We start from the raw sequence: 17,631 nt of genomic DNA, 5'->3' as shown, positions 1-17,631 counted from the left end.
GCTCGGGTGAGGTGGTCATGGTGTCCCTGACTTTCCGTGGTCGCATCTGCCCTCACCAGATCGACGAGACAGCGCACCGAACTGTGAGGTTGGCGTGGCGCCTCACATTCCCAGCGGTTGTCTCGTCGGACTACTGAGACACCGGGTCGCAAGCCTCGAACACCGCTGAGATCGAGAAGGGAAACCTCGCCATGCCCACGCGCACGACGACGAAGCAAGGCAACCTCATGTTCTTACGTGCCGCCATCACCCTGCAAACCGTGGCCGTCTTCGTCCAGTCGATCACCGCGGGGCTGTTGTTGTCCTTCCCCGACGGTGGGGCACTGCACAGTGCCGGGGCGTACGGGACGTTCGTCGTGACGCTGTTGCACCTGGTCGTCACGATCTTGGTGTGGCGACCGGGCGGCGGCTCGCCCAGGCCCATCCTGTACGCGGCCGGGTTCTTCGGACTCATGTCGGCGCAGATAGCGCTGGGCATCGCGCATGTGAAGACCCTGCACGTCCCGTTGGGCGTCCTGATGTTCGGCGCGAGCGTCCTTCAGCTCGTCTGGATCTGGATCGGCCGCCGCGCTCACCCGGCCGCTGCGGCGTGACGGCCGACGCGCCGTCTCACATTCGCAGCGGTTGTTTCGTCGGACTACTGAGACACCGGGTCGCAAGCCTCGAACACCGCTGAGATCGAGAAGGGAAACCTCGCCATGTCCACGCCCACGCCGGCCGAGCAGGACAACCTCCAGTCGCGTCTGCCCGACCCCACCCAGTTCTTCCCCGAGCTGGCGACAATCGCCGGAGTCATGTCCAAGGCGACCCGGAACGGTGCGATTCCGCACACCACCGTCAGCCTGGTGCAGTTGCGCGCCGGACAGATCGTCGGCAGCACGTACCACACCGTCCGGCAAACCGGCCTCCTCCGCAAGGCCGGGGAGACAGAGGAGCGCATCACCGCCGTGGCGTCATGGCAGGACGCCCCCTACTTCACCGACGCCGAACGGGTCGCACTGGAGCTCGTGGAGGCCGTCCTCACCCCGAACCCGTCCGAGGAGCGCGTCCCCGACGAGCTGTACGCCAGGGCATCCGCCCACTACGACGACAAGGCGCTCTGGACGCTCACCTTCGCGATCAGCCAGATCTGCTTCTTCATCCCCGTCGCTCTCATCGGCAAGCCGATCCCCGGTAAGGCCCCCGGGAAGAATTACAGCAGGTAACGCCCGACAGACTCAGGATGAGGGCACGGCAACCGTGCTTCACCTGAGCACGGCCGGCTCACCAGGCCATGGGCTCGTGCTCCGCCAGCCGGGCGGCGTCTGCGGCACCGTCCTTCATCAGCTTGCCCGCCAGGTCGGACAGCGCGCGTCCCGCCGCCAGCTCGTCGCCGATCGCCGGAACGGGCCGGTCATCCGGGTTACGCCGGGCATGCGCGACGCTCTGGTGCTTTCTGCCGCCGGGTGTCATCAGCACGGCCCTGGCGGTGGTGACATCGTCGCTGTCATCCTCGCTGATGAATATCCGCACGTCCCACCGTTTGGTCTTCATCACGCCCACCTCCGGTTCAAGCCTGCTCCCTCGCCAAGCCGTCCGCCAAGGCGGTCGGTGTCGAGGCTCCGCGCGGGAGGAGTCAGGGAGGAGCCAGGGAGGAGCGCGGGAGCGAGTCAGTGTTGCCTGCGGGCGCCGCCCAGGATCAGCCGCGTCATTCGCCTGCGGGTCTCGCGGCCGAAGGTTTCGCTGTCGTTGAGCCGGGGGAACGGCTCGGCGGGGACGGGGAGGCCGAGGAAGGCGCAGAGCGGGGCCCAGCCCTGCAGGACGTCGTACACCAGCACCCGCTCCGGCGGGAACGACGAGCGCACCGTCTCGATGTGGTTCCTGAAGACCTTCATGACGTGCGCCTTGTCGGTGACGTCGCCGTCAAAGACCCGTTCGACGACGGCCTCGTGGGTCATCCTGGTGAACGCGGCGAAGTCACCGCTCAGCCGGGACAGCAGGGCGAGCCTCGCGCGTCCGGGCAAGGACTCTCTCATCCGCACCTGTTTGAAGATCGTGGCGTTGATGCTCCTGTACCACCGCTCGGGATCCCGGACACTCAGCAGGATCTTGGCCTCGGGATAGTGATCCGCGAGCTCGTACCAGTAGGAGGCGCCCGGCCAGTCGACGGTGGCCTGGTAACCGTCGAACACCGCGTCCCAGTCCGCCGATCGCCCTTCCGCGATGTCCAGCCACCGGCCGATCATCTCGGGATGATCGAAGAGCTCCAGCATGTGGTAGCAGGGCCGAAGCCCCAGATGCTCCAGTGCCGCCTTCAGCGAGGCGGTCCCCGTACGACCGAATCCTGCCCCGATGACCTGCATACAGCCTCCTGATCGGCCTGGCTGCCGGCGTCGCCCGCTCTCTGTGCGGCGCGCTCCGTCTTCGGCGGTCGGTCCGCCACTTTCTGGATACCTCGATTCCCGGCATGAGGACCACCGGGTCGTCCAAGAGTCATGAAAACCTCTCTCCCAAAGGGAGACAGCGGCTACCAAGTCACATGCCTTGAGCAGGACTTCGCAGCCTTCCTCTAAAGTGCTTCCGTCCCCTGCACGTGCCTGCGGCCCCGGCCCGGCGCGTGCCGACCCCGCCCGCGGACCCGACCGAGGAGCAACCGTGACCGACCTGGCGTCCACATCCCTGCAGCAGGAGATCGCCCGGGATCTCCGGGTGAGCGCGTCCTTCGATGCGCGGCAGGAGATCGAACGCCGGGTGGCCTTCCTCGCCGACCAGCTGACCTCCACGGGTCTGCGCTCGTTGGTGCTGGGCATCAGCGGCGGTGTGGACTCCATGACCGCGGGACGGCTGTGCCAGCTCGCGGTCGAGCGGGTCCGTGCCGCCGGGCGGGAGGCGACGTTCTTCGCGATGCGGCTGCCGTACGGCGCCCAGGCTGACGAGAAGGACGCGCAGCTGGCACTGGAGTTCATCCGGCCCGACCGGGTCCTGACCGTCGATGTGAAGTCCGCCAGCGACGCCGCGCTGGAGGCGGTGCTGGCCGGCGGCATGGTCTTCCGCGACGCGCATCACCAGGACTTCGTGCACGGCAACATCAAGGCCCGGCAGCGCATGATTGCTCAGTACGCGGTAGCGGGCGTGCACGAAGGCCTGGTGGTGGGCACCGACCACGCCGCCGAGGCGGTCTCCGGCTTCTTCACCAAGTTCGGCGACGGCGCGGCCGATGTGGTTCCGCTCACCGGCCTCACCAAGCGGCGCGTGCGGGCCATGTCGGAGGCTCTGGGCGCGCCGTCCGCGCTGACGTGGAAGACCCCGACCGCGGACCTGGAGACCCTGAACCCGGGCAGGCCCGACGAGGAGGTGCTCGGCGTCACCTACGACGACATCGACGATCTTCTGGAAGGCAAGCCGGTCGACGAGGCCGCCTTCGTGGCCATGGTCCGCCGCTACCGGCTCACCGAGCACAAGCGACAGCTGCCGATCGCCCCCTGAGCCGGTCCCTCGTCAGCGATCCGCCTCGCCTCGGCCGCTCAGCTCGCGGTCGAGGGAGCCCTGGAGGTAGCGCATGGCGTCCGTATAGGCCTGATCCTGGAGGCGCCTGCCCATCTCCTCAGGGGAGACGTCCTCCATGCGCTCCTGAATCCACCAGATGTTGCCCCAGGGGTCACGCACGCGTCCGACCCGGTCGCCGAAGAAAAGCTTGGTCATCTCGGTCACCGGGGCGCCCCCGGCCGCCAGCGCCCGCTGGTACACCGCGTCGCCGTCTTCGACGTACAGGCGCATGAACGCCGGGGTGTCCGGCCAGTCCTTCGCCGCGTCGAACATCATCACCATCGAATCGCCGATCCGGGCTTCGGCGTGCCCGATGGTGCCGTCCTCGTTGTAGATCCTGGCTATTTCCTCCGCGCCGAACGCGTCCCGGAGGTAGCCGAGGAACCTGTCCACGCCCCTCACGATGATCCACGGCGTGACCGTGCCATAGCCCTCGGGAGTCGGCTGAACCTTGGTGCTCATGATCCTCCTTCGGATGCGACCGCCGGGTTGTGGCCGGTCGCGGCGTCACGAGCAACGCTAGAGGACATATAGGTCACTTTATGTCCTGAATAACCGTACGGAGGGTCCTGGAAGAGGTGTTGCCGGGCGGGTTCGGTGCGGCCCCGCCGCCCCGGTGGGCGGAGGGGCCGTGACCTGCTGGGAACCGATCTATCCGAGCACCGGGTAGTTCGCGCGGAACACGTTGTGCGGGTCACGGGCCCGCTTGATCTCCCGCAGCCGCGCGAGCGCGCTGCCGGAGAAGGACTTCGCCGCCGTGTCACCGGGGGACAGCACGGTGTACGGCTTGCGGCCGCTGATGTAGGCCTCCAGGTCGGCCACGACCTCGGCCTGCTTGGCGCGCGTCGCATCGGCCGCGTGCGGCAGGCCGAGACCCAGCAGGCCGAGCAGGTACGGCTCAGCCACCGCGCCGCTCGCACCGGCTCCGCCGTCCAGCTCGGCGAGCGCTCCGCCCAGGTGCCTGATCTGCACGTTGATGAGCGGTTCGACCGGCTTGGCCAGCAGGAGCTCCACCGCGTCCGCGTCCAGGCCGGTGAGCAGTTCCGCACGAGCGATGGATGGGGCCGGATCGGTGGGCTCGGCGGCGATGTCACCCAGGTTGGCAACTGAGACGACGCCGCGGCTGTCGGAGATCGCGCCCTCGATCTTGTCGATGCGCGCCAGCAGGTCCTCCCCCTGAGCCGCCTCACCGAGGTAGGCCAGATCCAGCGTCACCATCGGCGACGCGCCGGGTGGCTGGAGCCGGTTGATCCAGACACTGAGTTCACGCGGCGCCTCGGCAGTGATCTCCAGGAACGCGTCGTACACCTCCCTGGTCCGGTGCTCCGGCCAGATCACGCGCCCGCCGTACAGGACGGGCGCGGGATACAGTTCGAGTTCGAGGGCGGTCACCACCGCGAAGTCCCCGCCACCGCCGCGCAGCGCCCAGAACAGCTCGGGATCGGACTCGGCGGTCACCCGGCCCGGCTCGCCATCGGCGTCCACGATGTCGATAGCCCGCACACTGCCGGAGGCGAAGCCGTACTTGCGGCTGAACCAGCCGACCCCACCGCCCAGGGTGTAGCCAGTCACGCTGATTCCCGGCGCGCTGCCGGACAGGCCGGTCAGACCCAGCGGACCGGCCGCCGCCAGCACCTGCCCCCACTTCGCACCCGCGCCCACCCGGACAATGCGCTCCTCCGCGCGTACCTCCACCTCGTTCAGCAGGCCGGTACGCAACAGGATCAGGCCTTCCACATCACCCGAGGCGCCATGCCCGCTCGGCTGCGCGGTCACCGTCATACCCGCCCGCCGCGCGTAACGCACGAGCGCCGCCACGTCATCGGCATCCGCGGCCTCCGCCACGGCCGCCACCGGCTGCCTGACGGTCAGATTCCACGCGGTGGCCGCCTGTTCAAAGCCGTCGTCATCGGGCAGGAGCACGCGCCCCTTGAGGACACCGCGCAGATCGTTGATCGTCATCGTCGTCTCCCTTTTTCTAGTTCTCAAAAAATGCGAAGGAATACCGTGCTGCACTACGGGAAGGACGGTGCCCTGACCGACCCGGGCAAGGATCACTCCGAAACCTCGATGCCGGCCCTGCACCTGCTGCGGTCCGCGCTGGTGCACGTCAACACGCTGCTGCTTCAGCGGGTTCTCGCCGAGCCGAGGACCGGCGCGGCCTGACCGCGCTGTTCTGGTCCGACGTCGACCGGCTGCTGGATCGCTGGTGCGGCGATGACTGGACGCGTCGAAGCGCGCCGGCCGCCGGACCACGTGGTTTACGCGATGAGCAGGAGCGCGCTGATCGCCAGCATCACCACGGCGGTGGCGCCGTGGACGCCGTAGGCGGCCGCCTTGGGCCCGTTGTTGCGCAGCACGATCACCGCGTCGCCGACGGGTATGGCGCTGGCGGCCAGCATGAACCAGCCCAGCAGATGGGTTGTCCCGCCGATCAGCACGATGAAGATGAAAACCCCGGAGGCGATGTCGCGCACGCCCTTGACGGACAGCCAGGCATGGAAGGTTCGGCCCTCGGCCGGCGTGTCGGGGATGCCGAAGCCGACCGCGGCCTGCGGCGCCCAGAAGAAGCTGGTGCCCATGAAGATGACGCCCGCGCCGATCAGTCCGGCGAGCACGGTGGCGATGTTGGTGAGCATGGGTTGTCTTGCCTCTCGGGAGCAGTTCTACGAGCGCATTCCAGGTAGCGGGGTGGGTCGGGGGACGGGGCGCATGCCGTTGCCGGTGCCATCACCACTCGTAGTCGCCGACGAAATGGTTGTCGTGGGCTTCGTGAAGCCGGCTCAGGTCCCGATCGTTCACGGTGGCGAGCTGCGCGAAGTACTCCTCCCGGGGTACGCCTGGCGAGAGTGCCATAAGGAGGGTGGCGGGTTCGGCGCGCTCCTTCCGGAGCGCGTGTATGTCCCCCATCGCGGCATGCGCGGTGTCGCCGGGCAGCAGCGTTCGCCAGGCCCGCCCATCGAAGTAGTCGACTTCACCTTCTTCAACGATGAAGGTCTCGCTGAAGGTCGTGTGAAAGTGCGGGGCAGGTCCTCGGCTGGAGGGCGACATGCGCCACCGGTAGATGCTCACGATCTCGCTGGTCTCCGCGGGGCCGGCGAGGACTTCGATGGTCGATCCGCTGGCGCCCAGCCGGATCGTTCGCGTCTGTTGGGCTCGCTCGGGTTGTTTGGAAAACCAGGCAATCGACTCCGTGTCAGTCATGACCCGAGTTTCGGGGCTTCGCCACTCCGCTCGCGCTCACTTCGGCGGTGGCCTAACAATAGGGGAGTGATCCGCTACCGATTGGGCGCTGGTGCTGCGAGCGTGCGGTGGGCGATGTCGCCGATCCACGAAGTGGTCAGTCTGGCCCAGCTCTTGACCGAACCGCAGCGTCACCCGATGTTCCACCCATGGCTTCGCCGTCGCCACCACCGTCTCTCGGACCTGGACCTGAGGGCGCTCACGGTCTTCATGGCCGATGGCGCGTATCGACCCGACTTCCTTGACCCATCGCCGATGTCCAGTGAGCCAACGTTCGAGGAAGGCATGGATGCCCTCCTCGCCGCGCCGGCGGAGCAGACGTACGCCGAGCTGGTCGACGCTACGATGGGGCGCGGGGCAGAGATGGGCCGCCGGCTGCTCGATGACCCCGACCGAGCCAGGTCCGAGGCCGCCGATGCGCTGCGCCGCCTCTGGAAGGCAGTCGTAGAACCGGAATGGCCGTCCATGCGGCAGGCGCTGCGTGCCGAGATGCTGGATCGGGCCATCCAGGTCAACCGCGAGGGGCTGCGCGCAATCCTTCCGCGCCTGCACCCCTCCGCTGCGTGCGAAGGCGACACCATCACCGTCGAGAAGACCGTCGACATCGAAGTCGACTGCCCTGAGGGACTCATCCTCGTTCCGTCACTATTCATCACCGACCGGATGCAGTGCACCACCTCAGACCACTGGATTCCGGCGATCTATTACCCGGCATCCGGGCGGTACCTCTGGGCGGCACCTCCCACTCCGAGATCCCTTGACCGTCTTCTGGGAGCGACTCGATCGAGGATCCTGGCCGCACTCACCACTCCGCTGCAGACGACCGTTGTGGCCAGGCTGGTGAGCGTCACCGTCCCGACGGCCAGCGAACACCTGGCAATCCTGCGAGACGCCGGGTTGATCGACAGCAGCCGGGCCGGTCGCACGGCCACGCACGAGCTCACCAAGGCTGGACGTGCTCTCCTGGACGCGGCCTCGCCGCGACCATGACTGGTCGGGGAGCTGCTGGTCCTCCATAAAGGATCTTCCGGAGCGCGTCCGGCTGTTCCCGCCAGGGATGGTGACCGGCACCCTCCAGCACATGGAGCCGGCCGCCGGGCAGGGCGTGGGCGAGTGCGGCCGCGGCGGTGACCGGCCGCGGGTCGCCCGCACCATGGATGACGGCCACCGGAGCGGTGATCTGACGGCACCTGCGGCGTACGGTGTCGTCTGACCACGAATCCGTCTCCTCGGCCAGGCGGCGGTTGGCGGTCCAGTTGATCGGGTAGGGAACGGCGGCGTCCTCATCGGCCCAATCCCATGCCCGCTCGCGATCGGCGTGGTCGGTGAACCACGCCAAGGTACGAAACTCCCGCTCCTCCGTGGCGGAGCGTCGCGGCAGCGCGCCGAGCTGGGCGAGCCGTACCTGTTGCCGCGCCGTCATACGGTGAGTGCGCTCGGCCCGGTAAGCCGTCCTCCAGTCACCGAGGCCGGTACCGCCGAGGTATCCCAGCGACGCGACCCGGTCAGGATGGGTCCAGGCATAGGCGAGCGCGAGCGTGGCACCGAAGGAGTGCCCGATGACGATCCACCGGTTGTACCCCCAGTGCCGGCGCAGGACGTCGAGGTCGGCGACCAGGCGGTCCATGCGTTGATCGTCGGAGGGGCCGGATCGGCCGCATCCACGCTGATCGAAACGGTGGACGACGGTGCTGTCGTCGAGCAGGCGGGCGACGGGACGGAGACAGTCCCACAGGCCCGGGCCTCCATGAAGGAGACGACAGGTGAGGACTGTCCGATGATGCCGGTGGTCTCGGTTCGCAGGCGCACGCCGTCGTCCACGGTCACGAAGTTCACCGCGCAAGCGTAAGGTGCCAAGCGGTGCTAGGCGGGAGCGATGTTGGCGTTGAGCCGGAACAGGTTCTGCGGGTCGTACCGCTTCTTGATCTCGGTGAGCCGCTGGAGGTTCTCGCCGAAGGTCGCCGAGACGAGGTCGGGTGACTTCTCCGGCGCGTCGCTGTCGAAGTTCAGGTAACTTGCTCCGGTCGAGAGCTCTTCGGCCTCGCTGATGACATGGCGCACCCAGGCGATGTGCTCCGCCGAGTTGTGATCGACCCAGTTGCCGTCCACGCTCAGCATGCAGTGCGCGCCCCGGTCGCCGAACGCCGTGTCACCCTGTCCCACGCGGTTCACCGCTCCGCCGAGCAGCGGCACGTGGACCATGGTCTGCGGTGTGGTCCGCGCGAGCCCGTGCTTCACGATCAGGTCCGTCGCCCGGTCGCCCAGCTCGTTCATGAAGAGGGATTTCCAGTAGCTGGACAGCTCGCCCTTCACGAAGAAGAAGTCGAGGACCGACTGGAACATGCGGTACGGCATCTGGCCGCTCAGGTCGACGAGCGGGGTGGCGAACTGCCGGACCGGCTGGAGAATCCTTTCGCCCTCGTCGGGCGGCCCCGCGTACATGGCGGCGGTGAGCAGCACCTGCCGGCCCTGGACCTGCGGTGGCATGTGGGGATCCTCGGGAGCCGTCCAGAAGATGGCCCTGGTGGTGACCTCGTCGGGCACCGTTTCCGCCCAGTCGCGCCAGGCCCGGAAGACCTCGTCGGCGGAGGATTCCCCGTACATCGTCGCCGCGCACATCACGATCGGCCCGAGGGCGTGGGCGGTGAACTCGAAGGCGGTGACCACGCCGAAGTTGCCGCCGCCGCCGCGCAGTCCCCAGAAAAGGTCCTCGTTCTCGGACTCGCTCGCCCGGAGGAGCCGCCCGTCGGCGGTGACGATTTCGACCGCCCGCAGATTGTCGCAGGACAGTCCGTATTTGCGGTGAAGCCACCCGTACCCGCCGCCCAGCGTGAGCCCGGCGACACCGGTCGTGGACACGACGCCACCCGGGACGGCCAGGCCGAAAGCCTGAGCCTCGCGGTCGACGTCTCCCCAGGTCGCGCCACCTTGGACGCGGACCACGCGGGAGTCGGGATCAACCCAGACCCCTCGCATTCCGGACAGGTCGATCAGCAGCCCACGGTCGTGGACGCTGTGGCCCGCGACGCTGTGGCCGCCGCCGCGCACCGCCGTCAGCAGGCCGTGCTCGCGGGCCAGGTTGACGGCGTCGATGACGTCCGCGGTGCCCGAGCACCTCACGATGAGGGCGGGCCGGCGATCGACCATCCCGTTATAGACCACCCGCGACTCGTCGTAGCCGTCGTCCTGCTGCGAGAGCAGGGGGCCGCGGAAGGTCATTCGGAGTTCTTCGAGTTTCTCGTCGTCCAGTGTGGTGGTCCCGCCCGAGAGCGTCTCGACCTCGATCGACATCGGCTTCTCCCCCCGGCCGATGGGCATCTCCTTTCCCACCAACATTACGCGGCGGCGATTTCCCACCTCCTGGAAGCCCCGTGAGCCGGACGGGAAGCGCGGAGCGGGGCGGCTTTCCCGGAATCAGCGCCCCGCTTCACGCGGCTTTCGGTCCTTTCAGGCGGCCGGGAGCCGCCTGCCCGGATGGAGGGGCGGGTAGGGGTGCCCGCCCGGGGTCGGTTGCTGGAGTTCGATTTCGTGCATCAGGGCCAGCAGGTCCTGGGGCCGTTCGGCCTCGACGGCCTCGGGATCGGTGGTGATCCAGCAGGGGAACGCCCAGAAGCGGCGGGCCCAGCAGCGCCAGACGATGACCCATCCGGGGTGACAGGCCTCCAGGTCGCGGGCGATGTCGGCGGGGGTGCGCGGGGGCGTCACCGGCTTCGGCCCGTCGGGGTCAGGACGTGGCGGACCCGCCGGGCGACGGCGTCGGCTTCGGCGACGGGGGCGATCTTTTCGTGCCAGGACCACCAGAACCACCAGGTTCCTTCCTGCGCTGCGGCGTAGATGCTCTCGGACAGGGCGGGGGCGTCGGGGCTGACGGCGACCAGCTCCGGGGGACGGCGGTGGGCCACGCGGACCCGGGCGTGCAGGCCGTGCTCGTGGAGGCGTTCGGTGAGGTGGGTCAGGTGGGCGGTCGCCGTGGTCGCGGCCTCGGCGTCGTGGGTCATGGCCATGGGGTCGCTCCGGTAAAGGGGGTGGGCGTGCCGTACCCCACTGGTCGGGATGCGGGCATGGGGCATTGGCGTATGGCGGATCGGTGCGGATGGCCCCCGATGGTTGTGGGGAAGCGCATCGGGGGCCGGATCCGACCGGGATGACGGGGGCGGCATCCGGCCGGACGTCTGCGGTGGCTCCACCGCTTCCCCTCCAAGAAGAGGTGGAGCCACCCTTTCCCGGCTATCGCTGGTGTCTGCGCACGTCGCGTTTCCGGGGCCATGCACCCGGCTGCCGTTATTCGCCTTGTCAGCGGCGGCCAGGTAGCTATGCGGACAAACTATGTAATTACTCCGTCACTTGCTGTGACGATGGCTCCACATTGGATTCTGGTCAGCGAACTTTCAATAGCGAAATCTGATTATCCGAAATGTCCCTACCTCGAAAGGTTGCGCGATCGTATGATGCGGTCACTCGGAGTGCGCGGGAAGGGATGTCATGGGCGGAAGTCCCACCGTCAAGCGGCGGCGTCTTAGCGCCGAACTGGTCCGGCTCCGCCAACAGGCGGGGTTGACCGTGGAGGAGGTCAGCCAACGACTGGAGTGGTCCACGGGACGGCTGACCCATATGGAGACCAACAAGTGGGTCAGGCCTGATCTGGGCAATATCCGTGCATTGCTCGATGTGTACGGCGTCGCCGATAAGCAGATCCGCGATGCGATCGTCGATCTCGCCCGTCAGTCTCGGGAGAAGGGCTGGTGGGCCAAGTACAACGACGTGTTCCGAGGATCCCTGCCCGGTTTCGAGGCCGACGCCACCCAAATCCGCACCTACGAGGCGCTCTACATTCCTGGGCTGCTCCAGACCCCTGCTTACGCCGAAGCGGTATTCCGTGCTGAGCAGGTGCTGGACGACGAGACGGTGAAGCGCCGACTCGAAGGACGTCTTGTCCGGCAGGAGACCCTTTGGGGTGAGAATCCGCCAAAGTTCTGGGCCGTGATTGATGAGGCGGCGTGTCGCAAGCGCGTCGGCGATGCCGAGGTTATGAGTGAGCAACTCCGTCACCTCATTGGAGCAGCCGCCCAATCGCACATCATGATCCAGATCGTGCCGGACTCTATAGGTGCACATGCCGGAATGGCTGGGCCGTTCGTTCTGCTCGATTTCGCCTCGGAGCGGGATCCGTCCGTCGTCTACTTGGAGACCGCGGCTGATTCCCTGCATCTGGAGAAGCCAGGAGAAATTCAGGCGTATAGCCTGATTTTTAACCGGGTGGTGGCGATTGCGTTGTCTCCGGAGGAGTCTGTTGAGTACCTGGCAGCGCTGATGGATCAACTGCGGGAGTAGAGGCGAAGATGGAATCGACCCCGACCGAGCTCGTCTGGCGGATCAGCACGTTCAGTGGCGCGAATGACAACTGTGTCGAGGTCGCCGAGCTGCCCGGTGGTGGGCGGGCGGTGCGTAACAGCAAGCGTCCGGGCGGCCCCGTCGTGACCTTCACCGCAAGTGAGTGGGACGCGTTCATCAAGGGTGTGAAGGCCGACGAGTTCGACAACTGACGAACCCGAATTCGCGCATAGGCGCGACGCCCTCTGACGTCGATCCCGGGGGGCGGTGGCGGATCGTCGCGCGGGCGCCCCGTCCCTGACCCGGGCACGACCAAGCTCGACCTCACGGTGACCCTGAACTTCCCGGTCGCCGGTCCGGTGCTCTCGATCGAGTACGCCACAGAGCTGTTCGACGACGCCACCGTGCACCGGCTGCTGCGGCATCTGCTCGTCCTGCTCGAAGAAGCGCTGGACCGGCCCGGTACCGCGATCAGCGGGCTCCCGCTTCTGTCACCCGACCAGCGCCGGGAGATCCTGTCTGCGGGTACATCCGGTACGTCCGGTGCGGAGACCCGTCCGGAACCGAGCGAGGGGGGCGTGCACCTGCTGTTCGAGGAACATGCCCGGCGCACGCCGGACGCGCCCGCGGTAAGCCATCGGGGTGAGGAGTGGAGCTACGCCCGGCTGGACGAAGAAGCCCGGCGGCTGGCCGAAGGGCTGCGCGCGAACGATGTGCGGCGCGGGGACCGGGTCGGCATCTGCCTGCCGCGCGGCCCGTTGGTGTACGTCGCGGTGCTGGCCGTCTGGAAGGTCGGGGCGGCGTACGTTCCGCTGGACCCGCAGTACCCGCAGGAACGGCTCCGGTACATGTTCACCGACAGCGGCGCCCGCGCGTTGCTCACCGACGGGCAGAGCGGATTCGTGCCGCCGGACGGCACACCCGTCGTCCGGTACACCGGGGAGACGGGCGGCGACCGGTTGTCCGCCCAACCGGCCATGGTCGAGGTGACCGCCGAGGACGCGGCGTACGTGCTGTACACCTCAGGCACGACAGGCCGGCCCAAGGGGGTCACGGTGTTCACGGACCTGTTCCGGTGTGGGGCGTCGGACGGGCACGTCACATCCCGTTCGCTCACCAACTCTCCCGGCATCGGCCTCACTTAAGGCCGATGCCGATGAGTTCTCCTGATTCGAGATCGAGTCGTTCTTCCAGAGCTGTCGTTCGCGGCGGGGGATGGAAGGGACCGAGACACGTCCTGGCCTCTCCCCTCCGATGACCGGTGAGATCACCGACCGCTTGATCGTGGGATTCCCGCCGACCGGTCTTCGGTGAACATCCCTGGCCTATTCGATCGCGGCCAGGTCCACGACGTACATCTTGTCCCCGACCGGGTAGGCCATCAGCCGGTCGGGGCCGCCGTCGGGAATCCCCATGATCCCGCCGGCGTCCGGCCGTACGCCGAGATCGGCGGATCTGCCGGTGTCCGAGTCGTAGAGGGCAACGGCGCTCATCCTGTCCGGCCCGTTGAGCATGACCTTGAAGAACCGTTCGAGGCCGGGGTCGTCACCTATCTGGAAGCCACGCGGTAGCTCGCGTTCCCGCGAGCCGTCGCGGTCGCGGACGAAGCTGCGTGTGGTCTCCTCCCATGAGAAGTCGCGGCCTTTCCTGCGCACGACGTGCTTGCGTACGGCCACGCCTGAGCACCGGCTGACGCCGCACCTGACCTGCTCGCCCGCTTTGACCACAGCATCACGCCGTTCACCGGTCTCGACGTTGAGCAGGCCGCCGAAGATCGCGTTTCGCCGGTGGACGCCCACCCACGGCCACTCCAGGATGTGGTGCCGCTCGGCGCCCTTCACCGGCTGCTGCTGGCCCCCGCTCAGCGGCACCCGGTAGACCCCACCCTTCTCGTAGGCGAAGACCACGTCGGAGCCCACCACTGCCAGCCCGTTGATGTGGCCCTTCTTCATGACGTTCTCCAGGGGAACCTCGGTCACCAGCCGTGGCGTGCCACCGCCGGCCGGTACCGTCCAGATGCGGGCGACCCGCTGCTTGCCCGTCTCCTTGTAGGACGCCCACCAGACGATGTTCCCGCCTCCGGCGGCGACGCCGTCGGCATAGATCGCCGAGTCCTTCGTCGGGGGGATCTCGGCGATCTTCCTGGGCTCGCCGCTGTTCAGGTCGTAGCTCCACAGGAACTGACGTTCGCCTTCGTAGCGCCCTGTCATGCCGACGCGCCCCGTCATGACCAGCAATGTGTGGTCGTCGAGGAGCAGTTGCGGGTAGTACGCGCGGCCGTCGGGCAGCCTGGCCGGGATCTTGCGTACGGCCTGCGGCCACACCTCCTCGATGGACGGTGGGATCTTGTCCACCGGCGGCTGAGCCCTGTCCGTCTTGCGCTCGGCGGGCTTCGTCGTCTTGCCCACGGTGGGCTGCGGGGCGCTCACGGCGGGCCGCGGGACGGCCGACGTACGTATGACGTTCACCGCCGTGCCCGCTCCGCCGATCACCACGATCACGGCCGCGGCGGCGAGCAGGGCGGTGGTCCGCGCCCGCCGCCTGCGATGGCCCGCCTCTACCGCCGCGCTCAGCCCGGTCGACGCTTGCGGCGCCTGGCCCGCCGCCCCGGCGAGAACGCGGCTCAGCTTGTCTTCAAGGTCGTTCATCGCACGCTCCCGTGGGTCACCGGTGAAGAGGGGGAGAGGGAGGAGCGCAACTTGTCCAGACCCCGGGAGGCTTGACTGCGCACGGTTCCCAGGGAGATGCCGAGCACCTCGGCGATCTCGGCGTCGGTGAGCTGCTCGTAGTAGCGCAGCACCAGCACGGTGCGCTGCTTTCGGGGCAGCGCGGTCAACTCCTGCCAGAGGCCTTGTTCCTCGTCGGAGGGAAAGAACGTATAGCCGGCCCGCTCCGGCAGCTCACCGGCGAGATGTTCACGCCTGCGCCGCCGCCAGACGCTGATGTGCAGCCGCGTCATCGTGGTCCGCGCGTAGCTGTGCGGATTGTCCTTGCGCCGCACCCGCGGCCAGGCGCCGCGCAGCCGTACCAGGGCTTCTTGGACCAGATCGGCGGCGTCGTGAGGGTTTCCGGTCAGGACGTATCCGTAGCGGAGCAGCGCGTCCGCCTGCTTGGCCACGAAGTCGTCGAAGCCGGGTTCGTCGTCCAATGGGTCGTCCCTTCTTGCTTGTCACGACCCAGACGACTCAAGGGGCGAAAGTGTTGCATCGCGCCGCGGAATATTTTCAGTCGCCGTCCGGCTGGGTCCTGGCCGCCGGAAGGCACTTGCCCAGGGTGACGAACAGCAGGATCAGGCCCACGGTCAGCAGGACGTGGCCCAGCCCGGCGACGATCGCGATGGCCTCGCCGCTGGGCTTCCCCAGCACCGTGAGGGTCCCGTGGAGGGTCATCATGGCCACGCTCAGCACCAGACCGGCGTTGTAGATCCAGAAGAACCAGCCGAACAGCCGGTTGGAGGTCAACGCGAACTGCTTCTCCAACACCAGGACGATGAGGAACACCAGCATGCCGAGCGCGAGCGCGTGGGTGTGGACGACACCGAGCTGGGTGTCGCCGGTGAAGTCGTTCAGCTTGGTCAGCTCGCGGTAGTACAAGCCGCTGACCAGCCCGACAATCATATAGAGGTGGGCGGTGTTAAGGATCTTCCGCACGTGTGATGCCCTTCGAAATGTGCCAGGTGCCTGTGCTCTTCAGCCTCGTGGACCGCCCGATCTTCCATCAATAACGGATCTGATAACGTCTCATAACCTGTGGCTTAATGGTCCTGGAGCCGTTGTGGAGCTGCGTGACATCGAGATCTTCTTGACGCTCGCCGAGGAACTGCACTTCAGCCGCACCGCCGCGGAGAACCCGTTGATCCACGCTTTCGTCCGGGCGGCCACCGACATCGGCCGCGGCAACGGGTAGAGAAGCCGCAGGGCCGGCTCGGTCGCGGTCGCCGTCCGCGCGCTCACCGTCCGTGCCCCGAAACTGATCAGGGGCGATGGGCGGCGTCCGGTTCTGGTCGTTAATCGCCTGGTCAGTCCGGGTACGGGTGTTTATGCCAGTGTCCCCCCGCGAGACGAGAGCGAGGGGTGTACGCAGGTGAGCAGGGTGGGGGCCGGTGCGCTGGCCGTACTCGTAGGAGTGGCGGCGATCGGCGCCCTCCAACACACGTATTTGACGTCCAAACGATCCGCCGGTGCGGCGAACAACCGGTTGGTGAGTTCGACCGCCAAGCGGTCCGCGGACGCGGCGGCCAAAAGGTCCGGAGATGCGGTGGTCAAGCGGCCCGCGGGCTCGGCGGCCAAGCGGCCCGCGGGCTCGGCGGCCAAACGATCCGCGGACGCGGCCTCCAAACGGTCCGCGGGTTCGGCGGCCAAACGATCCCTGAACCACCCGCTCAGGCGGTTCGGGCGCCGCGACGGTGCTCCGATCGTCATCGCGCATCGTGGCGCCAGCGCGTTCCGGCCCGAGCACACGCTCATCTCCTACGAGACCGCCATCCGGATGGGAGCCGACTACATCGAGCTGGATCTGGTCTCCACCAAGGACCACGTGCTGGTCGCCCGGCACGAGAACGAACTCTCGGCCACCACCGACGTCAGGGACCATCCCGAGTTCGCCGACCGCTGGACGACCAAGACCATCAACGGCTTCCGGAGGACCGGCTGGTTCACCGAGGACTTCACGCTGAAGGAGTTACGCACGCTCCGCGTCAAGGAGCGCTTCCCCAAATGGCGGCGGGGCAACACGGCGTACAACGGGCGGGTGCCCATCCCGACGCTGGACGAAGTCGTCCGGCTCGCGAAGGAGCGCGACGTGGGCGTCTACGCCGAGACCAAGTTCCCCAGCTATTTCGCGTCGATCGGGTTGCCGCTGGAGGGACCGCTGCTGGAGACCTTCAAGCGATACGGCTGGGACGACGAGCGGGACCCGGTGTTCATCCAGTCCCTTGAGACGAAGAACCTCAAGGAACTGCGCGCTGCCACGCGTCTGCGCCTCATCCAGTTCATCGGCAAGGCCAAGAGCCCGTACGACCTGGTGGCAGCCGGTGAACCGCGTTCCTACGACGACCTCGTCACCCCGGAAGGCCTGGGGCAGATCGCCCGGTACGCCAACGGCATCGGTGTGGGCACGATGTGGATCCTGCCTGCCGACTCCGGCAAGAGGCTGAAGGCGCCCACCTCGCTCGTCCGGGACGCCCACGAGGCGGGCCTGAAGGTTCACGTGGCGACGGTTCGCCGCGAGAACGCGCGGCTTCCGGTCGACTACCGGCTGGGCGCCCCCGGCAGCCGCGCCTACCGGCGCACCACGGGTGACGTGACGGGCTGGCTGAAGCGGCTGTACGGCCTCGGCGTGGACGGGGTGTTCACCGACGACCCCGGGAGCGCGCGTGCCGTACGGGATCGCCTGTTCCCCGGAATCTGACCACTCGGCGGGCGGGTGAACGTCACCCCGTGGCCCGCCCCGCCGCCGCACGCTGGAGATGTCTTTGCCCCACATTGTCGCTACGGGAAGGTGAAGCCGGGTAAGGGGGCACGTTGAGGTGTT

23 protein-coding genes are annotated in these 17,631 nt (G+C 67.7%); 10 read left to right on the top strand and 13 right to left on the bottom strand.

The annotated features are described in order from the left end of the window. Nucleotides 1-191 precede the first annotated feature (191 nt). Nucleotides 192-593, top strand: a complete 402-nt coding sequence (locus tag ACFY2X_RS43890) for a hypothetical protein (RefSeq protein ID WP_389950325.1) — start codon at nucleotides 192-194, stop codon at nucleotides 591-593. 105 nt (nucleotides 594-698) lie between these two features. After that, a complete protein-coding gene (locus tag ACFY2X_RS43885) occupies nucleotides 699-1,205 on the top strand; it encodes a carboxymuconolactone decarboxylase family protein (RefSeq protein WP_389950322.1) in 507 nt (168 codons plus the stop codon). 58 nt (nucleotides 1,206-1,263) lie between these two features. Here ACFY2X_RS43885 and ACFY2X_RS43880 read toward each other — a convergent pair whose 3' ends face one another. Both ACFY2X_RS43880 and ACFY2X_RS43875 read right to left on the bottom strand, forming a co-directional pair. Next, complete coding sequence (locus tag ACFY2X_RS43880) at nucleotides 1,264-1,533, bottom strand: dsRBD fold-containing protein (protein ID WP_389950319.1); 270 nt, start codon at nucleotides 1,531-1,533, stop codon at nucleotides 1,264-1,266. Nucleotides 1,534-1,649: 116 nt separating this feature from the next. Further along, nucleotides 1,650-2,342: a sulfotransferase family protein gene (locus ACFY2X_RS43875; protein ID WP_389950316.1), complete on the bottom strand. Its 693-nt coding sequence runs from the start codon at nucleotides 2,340-2,342 to the stop codon at nucleotides 1,650-1,652. A gap of 292 nt (nucleotides 2,343-2,634) precedes the next feature. Here ACFY2X_RS43875 and nadE point away from each other — a divergent pair, with 292 nt between their 5' ends. Continuing rightward, on the top strand, nucleotides 2,635-3,465 hold the full coding sequence (gene nadE / locus ACFY2X_RS43870) for an ammonia-dependent NAD(+) synthetase (RefSeq protein ID WP_389950313.1): 831 nt from the start codon (nucleotides 2,635-2,637) through the stop codon (nucleotides 3,463-3,465). Nucleotides 3,466-3,477: 12 nt separating this feature from the next. Here nadE and ACFY2X_RS43865 read toward each other — a convergent pair whose 3' ends face one another. Then, a complete protein-coding gene (locus ACFY2X_RS43865; protein WP_389950309.1) occupies nucleotides 3,478-3,987 on the bottom strand; it encodes a VOC family protein in 510 nt (169 codons plus the stop codon). 189 nt (nucleotides 3,988-4,176) lie between these two features. After that, nucleotides 4,177-5,487, bottom strand: a complete 1,311-nt coding sequence (locus ACFY2X_RS43860) for an FAD-binding oxidoreductase (protein WP_389950306.1) — start codon at nucleotides 5,485-5,487, stop codon at nucleotides 4,177-4,179. Nucleotides 5,488-5,532: 45 nt separating this feature from the next. Here ACFY2X_RS43860 and ACFY2X_RS43855 point away from each other — a divergent pair, with 45 nt between their 5' ends. Beyond that, on the top strand, nucleotides 5,533-5,691 hold the full coding sequence (locus ACFY2X_RS43855; RefSeq protein ID WP_389950303.1) for a Tn3 family transposase: 159 nt from the start codon (nucleotides 5,533-5,535) through the stop codon (nucleotides 5,689-5,691). Nucleotides 5,692-5,786: 95 nt separating this feature from the next. On the opposite strand, the gene ACFY2X_RS43850 is transcribed toward ACFY2X_RS43855, so the two are convergent. Next, nucleotides 5,787-6,164, bottom strand: coding sequence for a DUF4267 domain-containing protein (locus tag ACFY2X_RS43850; RefSeq protein WP_389950300.1), 378 nt, complete (start codon nucleotides 6,162-6,164; stop codon nucleotides 5,787-5,789). 91 nt (nucleotides 6,165-6,255) lie between these two features. Continuing rightward, complete coding sequence (locus ACFY2X_RS43845; RefSeq protein WP_389950297.1) at nucleotides 6,256-6,729, bottom strand: cupin domain-containing protein; 474 nt, start codon at nucleotides 6,727-6,729, stop codon at nucleotides 6,256-6,258. A 66-nt stretch (nucleotides 6,730-6,795) separates the two neighbouring features. Here ACFY2X_RS43845 and ACFY2X_RS43840 point away from each other — a divergent pair, with 66 nt between their 5' ends. After that, nucleotides 6,796-7,758, top strand: a complete 963-nt coding sequence (locus tag ACFY2X_RS43840) for a DUF5937 family protein (protein ID WP_389950294.1) — start codon at nucleotides 6,796-6,798, stop codon at nucleotides 7,756-7,758. Here ACFY2X_RS43840 and ACFY2X_RS43835 read toward each other — a convergent pair. The 4 genes from ACFY2X_RS43835 to ACFY2X_RS43820 form a co-directional block, all read right to left on the bottom strand. Next, a complete protein-coding gene (locus ACFY2X_RS43835; protein WP_389950292.1) occupies nucleotides 7,709-8,611 on the bottom strand; it encodes an alpha/beta fold hydrolase in 903 nt (300 codons plus the stop codon). The genes ACFY2X_RS43840 and ACFY2X_RS43835 overlap by 50 nt on opposite strands. A gap of 20 nt (nucleotides 8,612-8,631) precedes the next feature. Then, nucleotides 8,632-10,086: an FAD-binding oxidoreductase gene (locus tag ACFY2X_RS43830; protein WP_389950289.1), complete on the bottom strand. Its 1,455-nt coding sequence runs from the start codon at nucleotides 10,084-10,086 to the stop codon at nucleotides 8,632-8,634. Between the two features lie 129 nt (nucleotides 10,087-10,215). After that, nucleotides 10,216-10,473: a hypothetical protein gene (locus tag ACFY2X_RS43825; protein WP_389950287.1), complete on the bottom strand. Its 258-nt coding sequence runs from the start codon at nucleotides 10,471-10,473 to the stop codon at nucleotides 10,216-10,218. Further along, nucleotides 10,470-10,838, bottom strand: coding sequence for a hypothetical protein (locus ACFY2X_RS43820; RefSeq protein WP_389950284.1), 369 nt, complete (start codon nucleotides 10,836-10,838; stop codon nucleotides 10,470-10,472). Before ACFY2X_RS43820 ends, ACFY2X_RS43825 begins: the two co-directional genes overlap by 4 nt. Nucleotides 10,839-11,250: 412 nt before the next feature. On the opposite strand from ACFY2X_RS43820, the gene ACFY2X_RS43815 reads away from it, so the two are divergent. From ACFY2X_RS43815 to ACFY2X_RS43805, 3 genes are all read left to right on the top strand, one after another. Beyond that, complete coding sequence (locus tag ACFY2X_RS43815; RefSeq protein WP_389950280.1) at nucleotides 11,251-12,099, top strand: helix-turn-helix domain-containing protein; 849 nt, start codon at nucleotides 11,251-11,253, stop codon at nucleotides 12,097-12,099. 8 nt (nucleotides 12,100-12,107) lie between these two features. Beyond that, nucleotides 12,108-12,311 (top strand): DUF397 domain-containing protein, encoded by a 204-nt coding sequence (locus ACFY2X_RS43810; protein WP_389950277.1) that lies wholly within the window; start codon nucleotides 12,108-12,110, stop codon nucleotides 12,309-12,311. Between the two features lie 117 nt (nucleotides 12,312-12,428). Further along, nucleotides 12,429-13,244: an AMP-binding protein gene (locus tag ACFY2X_RS43805; RefSeq protein WP_389950274.1), complete on the top strand. Its 816-nt coding sequence runs from the start codon at nucleotides 12,429-12,431 to the stop codon at nucleotides 13,242-13,244. A 180-nt stretch (nucleotides 13,245-13,424) separates the two neighbouring features. Here ACFY2X_RS43805 and ACFY2X_RS43800 read toward each other — a convergent pair whose 3' ends face one another. From ACFY2X_RS43800 to ACFY2X_RS43790, 3 genes are all read right to left on the bottom strand, one after another. Continuing rightward, nucleotides 13,425-14,747 (bottom strand): TolB family protein, encoded by a 1,323-nt coding sequence (locus tag ACFY2X_RS43800; protein WP_389950271.1) that lies wholly within the window; start codon nucleotides 14,745-14,747, stop codon nucleotides 13,425-13,427. Continuing rightward, entirely contained in the window at nucleotides 14,744-15,247 is a 504-nt protein-coding gene (locus ACFY2X_RS43795; protein ID WP_389950269.1) for a SigE family RNA polymerase sigma factor, read from the bottom strand. Before ACFY2X_RS43795 ends, ACFY2X_RS43800 begins: the two co-directional genes overlap by 4 nt. Nucleotides 15,248-15,323: 76 nt before the next feature. Continuing rightward, nucleotides 15,324-15,749 (bottom strand): DUF2871 domain-containing protein, encoded by a 426-nt coding sequence (locus tag ACFY2X_RS43790; RefSeq protein WP_389950267.1) that lies wholly within the window; start codon nucleotides 15,747-15,749, stop codon nucleotides 15,324-15,326. Nucleotides 15,750-15,873: 124 nt separating this feature from the next. Here ACFY2X_RS43790 and ACFY2X_RS43785 point away from each other — a divergent pair, with 124 nt between their 5' ends. Together ACFY2X_RS43785 and ACFY2X_RS43780 are read left to right on the top strand one after the other, a co-directional pair. Further along, on the top strand, nucleotides 15,874-16,005 hold the full coding sequence (locus ACFY2X_RS43785; RefSeq protein WP_389950265.1) for a hypothetical protein: 132 nt from the start codon (nucleotides 15,874-15,876) through the stop codon (nucleotides 16,003-16,005). Nucleotides 16,006-16,182: 177 nt separating this feature from the next. After that, nucleotides 16,183-17,508, top strand: coding sequence for a glycerophosphodiester phosphodiesterase family protein (locus ACFY2X_RS43780; protein WP_389950262.1), 1,326 nt, complete (start codon nucleotides 16,183-16,185; stop codon nucleotides 17,506-17,508). Nucleotides 17,509-17,631 lie beyond the last annotated feature (123 nt).

It is taken from the genome of Streptosporangium sp. NPDC000396 (genome assembly GCF_042898655.1).
Classification (GTDB): domain Bacteria; phylum Actinomycetota; class Actinomycetes; order Streptosporangiales; family Streptosporangiaceae; genus Streptosporangium.
Note: the sequence above shows the minus strand (reverse complement) of the source record. Positions and strands in the feature narration are given on the sequence as shown.